Below are 14,385 nucleotides of genomic sequence, written 5' to 3'. Positions count from 1 at the left end.
ACCGTGCTCGCACAAATCCCTCTGCTCACGCTGAATATCGAAGGAGCGCCCCACATGGCCGCCACTCAGGAAGAGATCGTCACCGGTCTCGCGGAGATCGTGAACGAGATCGCCGGCATCCCGGTCGAGGACGTCCAGTTGGACAAGTCCTTCACCGACGACCTGGACGTCGACTCGCTGTCCATGGTCGAGGTCGTCGTCGCCGCCGAGGAGCGCTTCGACGTGAAGATCCCGGACGACGACGTCAAGAACCTGAAGACCGTCGGCGACGCCGCCGACTACATCGCGAAGCACCAGGTCTGATCCAGGTCGCGCGGCTGACGCCACCCGGTGGTGGCGCCGTAAAAATTCCGCACCCGCACCCTCTACACGTGGAGAAAGAATTCCAGTGAGCCCGACCAATCGCACCGTGGTCGTCACCGGTATCGGCGCGACCACACCGCTGGGTGGCGACAGCGCATCGACCTGGGAGGGTCTGCTCGCCGGCCGCTCGGGCGTCAAGCCCCTGGTAAGTGAGCGGTTCGCCGACCTGCCGGTCCGGATCGCCGCGCTCGCCGCGGTCGATCCGGCCGACGTGCTGCCCCGCCCGCTCGCCCGCAAGCTGGACCGCTCGGCGCAGTTCGCGCTGATCGCGGCCCGTGAGGCGTGGGCCGACGCGGGCTACAAGGCCAAGGCGGGCGACGACGAGAACGTCGTCCCCGAACGTCTCGGCACGGTCATCGCCTCCGGCATCGGCGGCGTGACCACCCTGCTCGACCAGTACGACGTGCTGAAGGAGAAGGGCGTACGCCGCGTCTCCCCGCACACCGTGCCGATGCTGATGCCCAACGGCCCCTCCGCCAACGTCGGTCTGGAGGTCAACGCCCAGGCCGGCGTGCACACCCCGGTGTCCGCGTGCGCGTCGGGCGCCGAGGCCATCGGCTACGCCGTGGAGATGATCCGCACCGGCCGCGCCGACGTCGTGGTGGCGGGCGGCACGGAGGCGGCGATCCACCCGCTGCCGGTCGCCGCGTTCGCCAACATGATGGCGATGTCGAAGAACAACGACGAGCCCGAGAAGGCGTCCCGCCCGTACGACAAGGCCCGTGACGGCTTCGTCCTCGGTGAGGGCGCGGGTGTCGTGATCCTGGAGTCCGCCGAGCACGCCGCCTCGCGCGGCGCGCGGGTCTACTGCGAGGTGCTGGGCCAGGGCCTGTCGGCCGACAGCCACCACATCGCGCAGCCGGAGCCGACCGGGCGCGGTGTCGCGGCGGCGATGCGGAACCTGCTGGACAACACCGGCCTGAAGCCGTCGGAGGTCGTGCACCTCAACGCGCACGCCACGTCGACGCCGCAGGGCGACATCGCGGAGATCAAGGCGCTGCGCCGGGTCCTGGGCGAGGACCTGGACCATGTCGCGGTCTCCGGTACGAAGTCGATGACCGGCCATCTGCTGGGCGGCGCCGGCGGCATCGAGACGGTGGCGACGGTGCTGGCGCTGTACCACCGGCTGGCCCCGCCGACGATCAACGTCGACAACCTGGACGAGGAGGTCGACGCGGACATCGTGCGCGGCGAGCCGCGGGTGCTGCCCGAGGGCACGATCTCGGCGATCAACAACTCGTTCGGCTTCGGCGGCCACAACGTGGTGCTGGCGCTGCGCTCGGTCTGACCGACCGCTGTTTCCTCGATCGCCGGACGGGCCGCGTGTGCGGCCCGTCCGGCTGGCATCTCAAGCCCGTCCGGCGATTGAGGACACCACCCACCGGGCGGACGAATCTCAGCCCGTCCGGCGATTGAGGACAAGCCGGCACCGGACGGACCCGGTCAGGTGTCGAAGCTCGCGAAGTACGTCGCCGCCATGTCCTGCGCGCCGTGCCCCTGTTCCTCCGCCCGCGCGAAGCGGTTCACGCCCGCCTGCGCCACGTCCAGCCGGACCCCTTCCGCGGCGCCCGCCGCGACGATCAGCCGGGCATCCTTCGCGGCCGTGGTGAGAGCGAAGTTCGCGGTGTAGTCCTCCTGAAGGATCGCCGCCCCCTTGACGCGGAGGTATCCGCAGTCGAGGCCGCCGCCGGCGACCGCGTCCAGGAAGCTCATCGGGTCGACCCCGAGCCCCTTCGCCAGGGCCAGCGTCTCCGCCGTTCCATGAGTGAGCGTCAGGACCCAACTGTTGCAGACGAGTTTGAGTCTCGTCGCCGCACCGGACGCCCCGTCATCGCCCACCCACAGCGTGCGCTCCCCCACCGCCTGAAGAACTGACGTGACGGTGTTGCGCGCGTCCTCGGGCCCGGCGCCCAGGACGGTGAGTTTCCCCTGCTCGGCTGGGCCCTTGGTGCCCAGCACGGGCGAGTCGACGAAGACCAGTCCGTGCGCGTCGGCCAACTCCGCGAGCGGGGTGAGCCCTTCCGGGCCGACCGTCGTCGTCTGGAGCCAGACGGTGCCGGGCGCCAGCCCCGGGGCCGCCGCCGTCATCGTCTCCAGGGCGGCCGGGCCGTCGTACAGCATCGTCAGGACGACGGCCGCGCCGCGTACGGCGTCCGCCGGGCTGTCCGCGACGAGCGCCCCGTCGGCCGCCAGTGGCTCCGCCTTCGCGCGGGTACGGTTCCAGACCCGGACCGCGTGCCCGGTCCGGCAGAGGTTGCGGGCCATCGCGGCGCCCATGATGCCCGTGCCGAGAACAGCTACTTCGAGTTGATCAGCCATGCGCCCACGGTAGAACGCGGCCGCGCGTCGGTACGGTCCGCCCTCAGACGACCTGGTGCAGCCAGCGCACCGGGGCGCCCTCGCCCGCGTACCGGAAGGGCTCCAGCTCGTCGTCCCACGGCTTGCCGAGCAGCTTCGCGACCTCGGACTCCAACTGGGTCTCGCCGGTCAGCGACCGGGCGAGGGCGGCGCGCAGCCGGTCCTCGGGGACCAGGATGTCGCCGTGCATGCCGGTGACGGCGTGGAAGATGCCCAGCTCGGGGGTGGCGCTGTAGCGCTCACCCTCGGCCGTGGGGCTGGGTTCGGCGGTCACCTCGAAGCGCAGCATCTGCCAGCCGCGCAGCGCGGAGGCGAGTTTGGAGGCGGTGCTCGCCTCGCCGCGCCAGGAGAACTCGGACCGCCAGGTTCCGGGCGAGGCGGGCTGCCTGATCCAGTCGAGCTGGACGCGCAGGCCGAGGACGCCCGCCACCGCCCATTCGACGTGGGGGCACATCGCGCGCGGCGCGGAGTGCACGTACAGGACACCACGTGTGGTCACCGGGACCTCCAGTGTGGGACGAGGTTCGCCTTGCCCAGGCGGCCTCAGTAAACAACATCGGGCGCGAAGGCCCGCAAAACGGACAGCAGCAGACAGCATGTGACGGTATGTAACGTACCGGAACCAAGCGTCACGGTGGCTCGGGTTCGACGCCTGAAAAGCTACCTTGCGCGGGGGCCACGGGGGTGCCGTACTGTCGGTCCCAGGCGCGATATCCGCGAAGCTTTCACTCGCCAGGACGCCGCCGTACGCATGACGACGCCCACGCGGAGGGTTCAGACGATGCCGAGGAGCCCTCTGGGACGCGATGGGCGACGCTCCGGCGCACGCCCCCTGGGCCGCACTCCGTACGCACCCGTCGCCGCCGCCTGTGCCGGGCTGCTGGTCGCGGTCGTGGCCCTGGCGGGCTGCACCTCGTCGGACGGCTCCGGTGAGGGCTGGAGGACGACGAGAACGAGCCAGGCACCGCCGAAGCCGAAGCCGGTCTGGGACCGCAGTCCCACCTCGATCGCCGCCGTCGGCGACTCCATCACACGCGGTTTCGACGCCTGCGGGTTGCTCAGCGACTGCCCCGCGGCGTCCTGGTCGACGGGCACGGACGACACGGTGCGCAGTCTCGCGGTGCGGCTGCTCGGCGAGTCGGGTGTCGCGGACCGGAGCTGGAACTACGCGCGCTCGGGCGCGACGGTCTCCGCGTTGCCCACGCAGATCGGCAAGGCCGCCGCGCACACGCCGGATCTGATCACGGTGATGATGGGCGCCAACGACGCGTGCAAGGACGAGGTGGATCTGATGACGCCCGTGGACGAGTTCCGGGCGTCGTTCGAGGAGTCGATGCGCAGACTGCGCGCGGATTCCCCCAAGACACAGGTGTACGTGGCGAGCGTGCCCGATCTGAAACGGCTCTGGTCCGAGGGCCGGGACAATCCGCTGGGACGGCAGATCTGGAAGCTCGGGATCTGCGCGTCGATGCTGGGCGATTCGCAGGACATGGGCGCCGCGGCGCAGGAGCGCCGGTCGACGGTGCAGGCGCGGGTGGTGGCGTACAACAAGGTGCTGAAGGATGTGTGCGCGAAGGATCTTCGCTGCCGTTACGACGGCGGGGCGGTCTTCGACTTCCGGTTCACGGGCGACCAGTTGAGCGGCTGGGACTGGTTCCATCCGAGCAAGGACGGCCAGGGGAAGCTGGCCGACATCGCCTACCGCAACATCGTCGCGGCGAAGCCCCCGGCGTAGGGTCGGCGACCGTGGACGAGGTGACGTGTGAGCGCGCCGGTTCGGCGCCGGACGGCACCGCGGTGCATCGCTGGACCCTGGAGCGGGCCGGTGTGCGGGTGCGGGTGCTGACGTACGGCGGGATCCTCCAGTGCGTTCAGGTGCCGGACCGCGAGGGCGCGCCCGCCAACGTGGTGCTGGGTTTCGAGGATGTCGCGGGATACGTGGCCTGCCCGTCGCCGTACTTCGGCGCGCTGATCGGCCGGTACGCGAACCGGATCGCGGGCGGGACGTTCACGCTCGACGGGCGGACGTACCGGCTGCCGCGCAACAACGGGCCCAACTGTCTGCACGGCGGCGGGCGCGGCTTCGACAAGCGGGTGTGGGACGCGGCGCCGGCGGCGGACGGGCACGGGGTGCGGCTGTCGCTGGTGAGCCCGGACGGCGAGGAGGGGTTTCCGGGCCAACTGGAGGTCTCGGCGACGTACGCGCTGGACGAGGCGGGAGCGCTGCGGATCGGCTACCGCGCGGTGACGGACGCGCCGACGGTGCTGAATCTGACCAATCACGCCTACTGGAATCTGGGCGGCGCGGGCAGCGGCAGCGCCGCCGGGCATGTGCTGCGGATCGCGGCCGGTCATATCACGCCGCTGGACGGCGACTCGGTGCCGGCGGGCCCGCCGGCGCCGGTCGGCGGGACCCGTTTCGACTTCCGTGAGGCGCGCAAGGTGGGGTCGGGTTACGACCACAACTTCGTGCTGGATCAAGGGGGTTCGGTGGCGGCGGAGCTGTACGACCCGGCGTCGGGGCGGGTGTTGACGGTGACGACGAGCGAACCGGGCATGCAGGTGTACACCGGTGACCACTTCGACGCCGGGCCGTTCGGGCCCGGCGACGGCATCGCGCTGGAGACCCAGCACTTCCCCGACTCGCCGAACCGGCCGGATTTCCCGAGCACGGTGCTGCGGCCGGGCGAGGAGTTCACCTCGGCGACGACGTACGGGTTCGGGCTGCTTTAGGGCGCGGCCCGGCGTTCGACCGTCGCGCTCAGCCGGTGGTCCGTGAGGGAGCGGCCCGCCTGGATCTCGTACGTGCCCGGGACCGCCGTCCACGCGTTCGTGTCCTCGTCCCAGATCTCGTACGCGCGGGCCCTGAGCGGCACTGTGACCTCGACGCTCTCGCCGGGGCCCGCCTCGACGGAGGCGAAGCCGGCCAGCCAGCGCGCCGGGCGCTCGGGTGTGTCGGCGGCCTCCGGCGCCAGGTAGATCTGGACGGTCTCGCGGCCGGGGCGCGTCCCGGTGTTGCGCAGTCGTACGGTGGCGCGCTCGGCGGAGGCCCGCAGCGTCTCGTACTCCCAGTCGGTGTAGCCGAGTCCGTGGCCGAAGGGGTACGCGGGGGTGGTGCCGGCCCGCTCCCAGGCGCGGTAGCCGATGAACACGCCCTCGGTGTAGTGGAGTTCGCCGTCGACAGGCGTGGTGTCGCTGACGGGGACGTCCGCCAGGGCGACCGGCCAGGTGGTGGTGAGCCGGCCGCCGGGCTCCTCGGCGCCGGTGAGGACGTCGGCGAGCGCGGCGCCGCCCTCCTGGCCGGGGAACCAACTGAGCAGTACGGCGGCCACGTCCTCGCGCCACGGCAGTTCGACCGGTGAGCCGGTGTTGACGATCACGACGGTGTTCGGGTTGACGGCGGCGACGGCCGCGACGAGCGCGTTCTGGTGGCCGGGCAGCTCCAGGCTCGTACGGTCGAAGCCCTCGGACTCCACGGCCGTGGTGGTGGCGACCACGACGACGGCGGTGTCCGCGCCCCTGGCGGCCTCGACGGCTTCGGCGATCAGCTCCTCGGGGTCGCGCCGGGGGCCGAGGTGCAGCAGCGAGAAGGCGACCGCGTCCATCGGGGCACCGGGCAGCTTGGGCACGGTGAGGAGCAGCGAGACATCGACGGACTCGCCCTCGGTGAGGGCGACTTGGGCACGCTCGAGTGGGACGCCGAAGAACGCGGTGAACAGGTCGCTGCTGTCACCGAGTCCCTCCTCGCCCGCCCAGACCCGCTCGCCGTCGACGGTCAGGACGAGGGGACCGATGCCGCGTGTACCGAAGGTGTGGTCGCCGCTCTCGCGCGGGGTGAAGGTGCCGGTCAGCTCGACGGTGTGCAGCTCGTCGTAGCCGACGCCCTCGGGCAGGTCGACGCCGACCCACTGGACCAGGCCGGAGGGGACGCCGGTGGTGCCCAGCTCCCGTCCGTCCTCGGCCCGGCAGACGGCGCGCAGCTCGAATCCCTTTCCGGCGACGGCCAGTTGGTCGCTGGGGTCGGCGCCGACGTCGTAGCGCAGGGCGCCTTCGGGCAGGGCGGCGGCGAGGCCGTCGAGCGGCGAGACGACATGCGGCGGGAAGACGGTGGCCGAACCGCCGCCGAGGATCCGGGCGTCGCGGGCGGCGGCGCCGCTGAGCGCGACCGTGCGGGTCCTGGCCGGGTCGAGGGGCAGGGCGCGGTGCCCGTCGCGTACCCCGTCGCGTACCTCGTTGCGTACGAGGACGAAGGAGCGGCGCGCGATCTCACGGGCCAGCGCGTCGCCGTCGAGGGGCGCGGGCAGCGCGGACGCGGCCACCACGGCGGGCGCGTTGTCGAGGGCGCCGACGCGGGCGGCGAGCCGCAGTACGTTGCGTACGGCGTCGTCGACGAGGGACGGCGCCACCTCGCCGGCCCGGACGGCGGCGGCGAGAGCGGGGCCGTACACGGTCCTGGGGCCGGGCATCGCGACGTCGAGGCCGCCGAGGAGGGCGCCGGTGGTGGAGCGGGCGGCCAGCCAGTCGGAGACGACAAGGCCGTCGAATCCCCATTCGCCGCGCAGGACTTCGTTCTGGAGCCGGCGGTGCTCGGTCATCGAGGCGCCGTTGACCTGGTTGTAGGCGGCCATGATGCCCCAGGGGTGGGCGTCTTTGACGATGGCCTCGAACGGGGCGAGATACAGCTCGCGCAGCGGGCGCGGGGCGACGATGTTGTCGACGGTGAAGCGGTCGGTCTCGGCGTCGTTGGCGACGAAGTGCTTGACGGTCGTGCCGACGCCGCCGTCCTGTACGCCGAGGACATAGCCGGTGCCGATCTCGCCGGTGAGGTACGGGTCTTCGCTGTACGCCTCGAAGTGCCGCCCGCCGAGCGGGGACCGGTGCAGATTGACGGTCGGCGCGAGCAGGACGTGCACGCCCTTGCGGCGGGCCTCCTGGGCGAGCAACCGGCCTGCCCTGCGGGCCAGTTCGGGGTCCCAGGTGGCGGCGAGCGCGGTGGGCGACGGGAGCGCGACCGACGGGTCGTCGGCGGTCCAGCGCACGCCCCTGACGCCGACCGGGCCGTCGGACATGACGAGCGAGGCAAGACCGATCTCCGGGAGCGGGGGCAGCGACCAGTTGTCCTGGCCCGCCAGGAGCCGCGCCTTGTCGTCCAGATCCAGCTTGCCGAGCGCCGCGTCGACGGCGGCTTCGCGTGCTTGGTCGGCCCGGGTGATGGGTGCGCCGGTCACGGCGGTACCTCCTCGTCAGTGCCCCGCGTCGTGCGGACGGTTACATGGTGACCCGCCATCCTGTAGGCAAGTAGGTTTCGTTATTGGTTTGTTACTCATGTACGGTCCGGACAGACGGTCGGTGAGCGGACAGGTGCGAGGCGAGAGGAACCGGTTGGATGGTCAGGCCCAGAGGCGCGGAGCGCCGGGCGGAGATTCTTCGCGCCACGATCGAGGTGATCGCCGAACGCGGCTACCGCGGCACGACGTTGGGCGCGGTGGCCGAGCGGGTGGGGCTCACCCAGCAGGGACTGCTGCACTACTTCCCCACGAAGGAGGCGCTGCTCCTCGCCGTCATGGACGAGCGCGACCAATGGGACACCGGGGGCGGCAGCCGGGGCGCGGACGGCTGGCGGCTGGAGCTGCTGACCTCGATGGTCGACTACAACGCGATGCGGCCCGGCATCGTACAGACCTTCTCGGCGCTGCTCGGCGAGAGTGTGACGGAGGGTCACCCGGCGGGCGAGTTCTTCACCCGCCGGTATGTCCAGGTGCGGCACAACATGGCGGGGGTGCTGCGCGACGAGTTCGGCGACCGGCTGCCGAGCGGGCTGACCCCCGAGCAGACGGCGCCGCTGCTGGTGGCGGTGATGGACGGGCTCCAGTACCAGTGGCTGCTCGCGCCGGAGTCGGTGGACATGCCCGAGGCGTTCCGGGCGTTCGTGACGCTGCTGCGGGGCGGCGCTCAGGGGCCGGAGCGGTAGCGGCCGGCGGGCGGGGGAGGTGATACTTCCGCCACCCGACGGAAGGACTCCCGTGAGACTCGTGCGCACCACCGGCAACACCGCCGCGGGCCGGTTCGGACTCGTACTGCTCGCGTCGGCCGCCCTGGTCGCCGTGGCGCCTCCCCCACAGGCCACGGCCGCCGCCCCCGCCCCGGCGGTCACCGTCGAGGAGCGGCGCCTGGACGGGGACGTACCGCGGCGGATACTCGACGACAGCGGCTTCGACTCGGTGGCACCGGAGTTCGCGCGGTCGCTGCGCGGCGCCGGCTCGTACGCGCAGGCGGAGCGCGCGGCCGTACGGCATGGCGAACGGCTCTGGCAGCGCGCGGTGGACCGCGCGCAGGGGCGGGGCCCCGCGGGCGGTGAACTGAGCCGCGACGACGACCGGCCGCTGTACTGGGCGCGCCTCGCCATGACGCGTGAACTGCGCGCCTGGCACACGGAGTCGGGGCTCTCCGAGGCGGCGGGCGTACGGCTGCTGGAGCGACTGGAGAGCGCGTCGCGCGGCCAGGACTCGATGACGGTCGGCGGCGATGACCGGGCGAAGGGCGTCAAGCGGGTCGTGGTGAGCGGCTTCGACCCGTTCACGCTCGACCGGGACATCCGCATCAGCAACCCGTCCGGGGCGCTCGCGCTCGCGCTGGACGGCACGGTGATCCGTACGGCCGACGGACCGGCGCGCGTCGAGACCGCCGTGTTCCCGGTCCGCTGGGGGGACTTCGCCGACGGTACGGTCGAACGCGCCCTGAGCCGTGCGCTGCCGCGCGCCGATCTGTTCATGACGGTCAGTCAGGGACGGGTGGGCCGTATCGACGTCGAGCGGTACAACGGCGCGTGGCGCGGCGGCTTCGGCGACAACGAGAACGTGTCCGACACCGGGCTCGTACCGGTGAAGGACCCGGCCACCCAGCCGCAGTGGACGGCCACGACCCTGCCCTACGCGGGCATCGTGGCCGCCGACACGGGGCGCTTCCCGGTGTACGACAACACGTCGGTCACCGAGATCCCGGCGGGCGGCACCGCGCCCGTCGTACGGCCCGAGGGACCGACAGCGGGCTCGGCGGCCCGTGCCGGTGGCGGCGGGGACTATCTGTCGAACGAGATCGCCTACCGGGCGACGCTGCTGCGCGACCGGCTCGGGCTCGACATCCCGGGCGGCCATGTCCACACACCGGTGCTCCAGTTCGGGCCGGGCAACACCGACCCGGCGACGGGGACGGTGTCGGATCCGGTCTTCGTCCAGAACAGACTGGACATCACGGCCCAACTGCGCACGATCGTGCGGGTGGCGGTGGAGGAGTCCCTTTGAGCCCGCCCGGCGGGCCGGTTCGTCCTCAATCGCCGGACGGGCTCTTTTGAGCCCGTCCGGCGATTGAGGACACCACCCACCGGCCCGGCGCCGTGAGGACGACCCCGGCCACATCAAGCCCGTCCGGCGATTGAGGACAAGCGCGGCCCACGACCGCGCGACCCGGCGGGCGACCGCGTTCACCAGTCGCGCGGGACGCCCGCCGCGGGGCCCGAGCCACCGGGCGCCGGAGCCGTACCCCCGGCGGCCGGGGGCGAACCCGGGTCCGCCCCACCGGCACCGGCACCGGAACCCGCACCGGACCCGGCACCCGCACCCGCACCCGCCTCCGTCAGGTCCCGGGCCATCAGCGTCGCCCCCGCCACCGCCCCCGGCATCAGGAACACCGCGACGAACGGCACCAGGAAGGCCAGCGTCAGCGGGACCCCGAAGCCCAGCGTGAGCAGCCGGCGGCCCCGCAACAGCGCGAGGCGTTCCTTCAGTTCGATACCGCGCCGCTGCATCGCGACCGCGTTCAGCTCCTCGGCGAGGAAGAAGCCGGACACACAGAAGCCGAGCACGGGGACGACCGTCTGTCCGACGACGGGGATGAACCCGAGGGCGAACAGCAGCACGCCGTACAGCACCACCCGCGACAGCACCCGCACACTGTCCCGCGCGGAGATCCACAGCTCGCGCCAGAGCGTCAGTCCCGACTCCGGTACGTCCCCGCCCTCCGACCGGTCCACGGCCTCGGACAGCGATTCGTAGAAGGGCTGCCCGACCAGCAGGGTCACGGCCGTGAACATGATCACGGCGAGGAACAGCACGAGCGCCACGAGCAGCGCGGTGAGGAAGCCGCGGAACAGCCCCTGCCACGGCGAGGACCAGTCGTCGGCGAACGGCGTCGCCCAGGCCGTCAGATCGTCGGCGCCGTAGAAGAGGCCGACGAGCGCCGCCGCGTACAGAACGAGGGTCACCAGACCGGGCAGCAGTCCGAAGCCCAGCCATCTGCCGTGCGCGCCGACCCAGCGCTGGCCCTTCACCAAGTACCCGAAGCCCACACCGAGATCACCCATGCGCTCACCCTATCCGGGTTGTTCCACGGCTGTTTCGGGGCCGTTTTCGGCGGGTTCCATGAGGCGGGTGGGACGGACGAGAGTCGATCCACCTCTTGTTGTTGACACGTTCAACCGGTATGACCTGCCTATTGAACCGAACGATCGCCCCCCGCACGACCCGGAGGTACATCCGCATGGGGATGCCCAGACCCGTCCTGCTCGCGACCGCCACCGCCACCGCCGCCCTGATGCTCGCACCGCTGCCCGCGCTCGCCGTTCCCGGCGCCGACGGCGACCGGTCGTCGCACCCGGTCAGGGACGGCGGCACCACGGACTCCCGCGTCGCGTCGGCCGCGCTTCCGTCGGCCGGCGCCGCGGCGCTCTCCTCCGTGGGCACGACCTCGCTCGGTCTGCGCAAGGACGGCGGCTACCCGCGCCGCAACGTCCTTGAGACGCTGCCCGAGAACCCGGCCGACAAGGCCATCAAGCTGGGGCTGGCGCCGTACCATTCACTCGCCCCGCGCCTCAACGCCCTCCAGGAGCTGGGCAATCGGGTCAGCGTCGAGGTCACGGGGCGGTCGGCCGGCGGGCACGATCTGTACCTCGTCACGGTCACGGCGCCGGAGAGCGCGAAGGAGGCCGCCGAGCAGGAGCGGATGCGCGAGCGCATCGAGAACTCCCCCGCGTCGGCCGCCAAGGACAAGCGCATCAAGGAGAGTTACAAGACTCCGGTCTTCATCAACAACAACATCCACGGCAACGAGTGGGAGGGCACCGACGCGGCCCTGAAGCTCATCGAGGAGCTGGCGAAGGCCAAGGACAGCCGTACGAAGGAGCTGCTGTCCACGAGCCGGATCCATCTCAACGTGACGGCCAACCCGGACGGCCGAATAGCCGGAACGCGCGCCAACGGCAACGGAATCGACCTCAACCGGGACTTCATCACCGCCTCGCAGCCGGAGGCGCGCGCGATCCGGCAGATAGCCGTCGACAAGCAGCCCGCGGTCATGCTCGACCTGCACGGTTATGTCAACGGGACGCTGATCGAGCCCACGACGCCGCCGCACGGCGAGAACTACGAGTACGACCTGTTCCTCAAGAACTCCTACGCCAACGCCCTCGGTATGGAGGAGGCGGTCAACGACCTCGGTTACACCGCCGAGAAGGACGGGGTGGAGCCGCCCGTCATCCCCTTCCGTGACCAGGAGGAGGGCTGGGACGACTGGCCGCCGATCTTCACCCCGCAGTACATGGCGTTCCAGGGCGCGGTCGCCTCGCACACCATCGAGATCCCGATGCGGGTCAACAACAACGACTACAACAACCTGCCCGTCGAGGAGTTGCGCCGCAGGTCCGCGATCAACACGGCTGTCGCGGGCGCGACGATGCGCTCCACGCTCGACTTCGCACTCGACAACCGCAAGACCCTGATCGCCGACCAGATCGAGACGTTCCGGCGCGGTGTCGCGGGCGAGGAGCAGCGGGTCATCTCCGAGGAGACGGTGCCCGGTGTGCCCGGCATCGGTCCGGAGGACATCTACACGACCGACTTCCCGCGCGCGTACGTGATCCCGGCCGGTGACGGCCAGCGCTCGGCGTCGGCCGCCGCGCGGCTCGTCGACCACCTCATCGCCAACGACGTGAAGGTCGAGCAGGCGCGTAAGAGCTTCAAGCTGGCGGGGCGTACGTATCCGGCCGGTTCGTACGTGGTGGACATGGAGCAGGCCAAGCGCGGTATCGCCAACGTCATCCTGGACGAGGGCCGGGACATCAGCGCGGACGTGTCCTCGATGTACGACATCTCGGGCTGGAGCCTGGGGCTGCTGTGGGGTGCGAACGTCACCAAGGTCCAGCGGGGCTCCCTGAACTTCTCCGGGCGCGCGGTCAACGCCGCCGCGCCTGTCGGCTCGGTGGCCCGTAGCGGCGATCTGGAGCTGCGGCTGGACGACCCGAAGGAGTTCGCCGCCCTCAACTCGCTTCTCGCGCAGGGCGTTCAGGTGCGCAGGACGGCGGACGGCGCGGCGATCGTGCCGTCGTCGGCGCGTAGGAAGGCCGAGATCCTGGCCGACCGGTACGGGGTCGTCTTCGCCGCCACGAAGGACAAGGGCGTCGCGGCGCTGCGGCGTACGACGGTCGCCGCCGCCGTGAACTCGGGCGAGCTGTTCGCGCTGCGCGAGATGGGCTTCGAGGTGCTGCCGGTGTCGACGGCGACGGCGAACGCGGGCTTCGACTGGTCGAAGGCCGACGCGCTGTACGTGTCGACGGGGCTGAGCCACAAGGCGCTCAACGAGGGCGCCCGCGCGGCGCTCGGTGAATTCCTCGCCGGGGGCGCGCCGGTGGTGGCGCTGGGCTCGGGGGGTGCGACGTTCAACGCGGAGGCCGGTCTCCTGACGGCGACGCCGGTGCGGGGCAACGGGAACGCCAACGGGGTGGTGCGGGTGGTCAACACACCCGGACCGGTCACCGGCGGCACGCAGCCCCATTCGTTCGTCTACTCGCCGATCTGGTTCACCGGGCTCGGCAAGGGCGTACGGACGGAGCAGTCGTACGCGGGCGGCAACCCGCTCGTGTCGGGCCACTGGCGCGCCAACGGCGACGGCTCGGGCGGTCCGCAGGCCGCGGCGGGACAGGCGGCGATCGTCAGCGGTACGGCGGCGGCCGGTGCGCCGGTCACACTGTTCGGTACCGAGCCGCTGTTCCGTGACCACCCGAAGGGCGCGTTCGCCCAGGTGGGCCGGGCGCTGCTGAACCGTCTTCCGTAGGAGGCGCGTTCGCGAAAGGGCCGCACCCCGCTCGCGGGGTGCGGCCCTTCACGTACGTGCGGCGCGGTCGGTCAGACGACGGACAGCTTGACCTCGATGTTGCCGCGCGTGGCGTTGGAGTACGGGCACACCTGGTGCGCCTTCTCCAGGAGGTCCTTCGCGGTGGCCGCGTCCACGTTCGGGATGGACCCCACCAGCTCGACCGCGAGTCCGAAGCCGCCGGCCTCGGTCTTGCCGAAGCTGACCTTGGCGGTCACGGTCGAGCCGGAGATGTCCGCCTTCTCCTTACGGGCGACGACGCCGAGCGCGCCCTGGAAGCAGGCGCTGTAGCCGGCGGCGAAAAGCTGCTCCGGGTTCGTGCCGGCGCCGCTGCCGCCCATCTCCTTGGGCGGGTTGACGACGACGTCGAGCTTGCCGTCGTCCGAGGCGACGCGGCCGTCACGGCCGTTCTCCGCGGTGGCGACGGCGGTGTAGAGGGTGTCGATCTTCTGAATGGCCATTCGGGGGTTCCTTCGTCTTGTACGCCGCGGCTCGCGCCCACGGACCGCGACGGCCTGGGAC

Annotated in this window: 12 protein-coding genes; 7 read left to right on the top strand and 5 right to left on the bottom strand. The window is 71.5% G+C overall.

All coding sequences use genetic code 11. The annotated features are described in order from the left end of the window. The first annotated feature begins 54 nt into the window (after positions 1 to 54). Both OG329_RS30890 and fabF read left to right on the top strand, forming a co-directional pair. Complete coding sequence (locus tag OG329_RS30890) at positions 55 to 303, top strand: acyl carrier protein (protein ID WP_356593394.1); 249 nt, start codon at positions 55 to 57, stop codon at positions 301 to 303. Positions 304 to 388: 85 nt separating this feature from the next. Further along, on the top strand, positions 389 to 1,651 hold the full coding sequence (gene fabF, locus OG329_RS30885) for a beta-ketoacyl-ACP synthase II (RefSeq protein WP_405799670.1): 1,263 nt from the start codon (positions 389 to 391) through the stop codon (positions 1,649 to 1,651). 155 nt (positions 1,652 to 1,806) lie between these two features. Here the strand turns inward: fabF and OG329_RS30880 are convergent, their stop codons facing one another. Together OG329_RS30880 and OG329_RS30875 are read right to left on the bottom strand one after the other, a co-directional pair. After that, positions 1,807 to 2,682, bottom strand: coding sequence for an NAD(P)-dependent oxidoreductase (locus OG329_RS30880; protein WP_405799669.1), 876 nt, complete (start codon positions 2,680 to 2,682; stop codon positions 1,807 to 1,809). A gap of 43 nt (positions 2,683 to 2,725) precedes the next feature. Continuing rightward, positions 2,726 to 3,220, bottom strand: coding sequence for a DUF3145 domain-containing protein (locus OG329_RS30875; RefSeq protein WP_405799668.1), 495 nt, complete (start codon positions 3,218 to 3,220; stop codon positions 2,726 to 2,728). 282 nt (positions 3,221 to 3,502) lie between these two features. Between OG329_RS30875 and OG329_RS30870 the strand changes: the two genes are divergently transcribed. Both OG329_RS30870 and OG329_RS30865 read left to right on the top strand, forming a co-directional pair. Beyond that, positions 3,503 to 4,456: a GDSL-type esterase/lipase family protein gene (locus tag OG329_RS30870; RefSeq protein ID WP_405799667.1), complete on the top strand. Its 954-nt coding sequence runs from the start codon at positions 3,503 to 3,505 to the stop codon at positions 4,454 to 4,456. 11 nt (positions 4,457 to 4,467) lie between these two features. Then, on the top strand, positions 4,468 to 5,454 hold the full coding sequence (locus tag OG329_RS30865; protein WP_405799666.1) for an aldose epimerase family protein: 987 nt from the start codon (positions 4,468 to 4,470) through the stop codon (positions 5,452 to 5,454). On the opposite strand, the gene OG329_RS30860 is transcribed toward OG329_RS30865, so the two are convergent. Then, complete coding sequence (locus tag OG329_RS30860) at positions 5,451 to 7,949, bottom strand: beta-glucosidase (protein ID WP_405799665.1); 2,499 nt, start codon at positions 7,947 to 7,949, stop codon at positions 5,451 to 5,453. The genes OG329_RS30865 and OG329_RS30860 overlap by 4 nt on opposite strands. Before the next feature lie 158 nt (positions 7,950 to 8,107). On the opposite strand from OG329_RS30860, the gene OG329_RS30855 reads away from it, so the two are divergent. Beyond that, positions 8,108 to 8,692 carry a TetR/AcrR family transcriptional regulator gene (locus tag OG329_RS30855; RefSeq protein WP_405799664.1) on the top strand — a complete coding sequence of 195 codons (585 nt, stop codon included), beginning with the start codon at positions 8,108 to 8,110 and terminating at the stop codon, positions 8,690 to 8,692. Between the two features lie 52 nt (positions 8,693 to 8,744). Beyond that, positions 8,745 to 10,022, top strand: a complete 1,278-nt coding sequence (locus tag OG329_RS30850; RefSeq protein ID WP_405799663.1) for a pyroglutamyl peptidase — start codon at positions 8,745 to 8,747, stop codon at positions 10,020 to 10,022. Between the two features lie 179 nt (positions 10,023 to 10,201). Here OG329_RS30850 and OG329_RS30845 read toward each other — a convergent pair whose 3' ends face one another. Next, a complete protein-coding gene (locus tag OG329_RS30845; RefSeq protein ID WP_405799662.1) occupies positions 10,202 to 11,080 on the bottom strand; it encodes an EI24 domain-containing protein in 879 nt (292 codons plus the stop codon). Between the two features lie 176 nt (positions 11,081 to 11,256). Here OG329_RS30845 and OG329_RS30840 point away from each other — a divergent pair, with 176 nt between their 5' ends. Further along, a complete protein-coding gene (locus OG329_RS30840) occupies positions 11,257 to 13,824 on the top strand; it encodes a M14 family zinc carboxypeptidase (protein WP_405799661.1) in 2,568 nt (855 codons plus the stop codon). 71 nt (positions 13,825 to 13,895) lie between these two features. Here OG329_RS30840 and OG329_RS30835 read toward each other — a convergent pair whose 3' ends face one another. Continuing rightward, a complete protein-coding gene (locus OG329_RS30835) occupies positions 13,896 to 14,324 on the bottom strand; it encodes an organic hydroperoxide resistance protein (RefSeq protein ID WP_405799660.1) in 429 nt (142 codons plus the stop codon). Positions 14,325 to 14,385 lie beyond the last annotated feature (61 nt).

Origin of the sequence: Streptomyces sp. NBC_01506, assembly GCF_045040295.1 — a bacterium.
In the GTDB taxonomy this organism is placed as follows: Bacteria; Actinomycetota; Actinomycetes; order Streptomycetales; family Streptomycetaceae; genus Streptomyces.
Note: the sequence above shows the minus strand (reverse complement) of the source record. Positions and strands in the feature narration are given on the sequence as shown.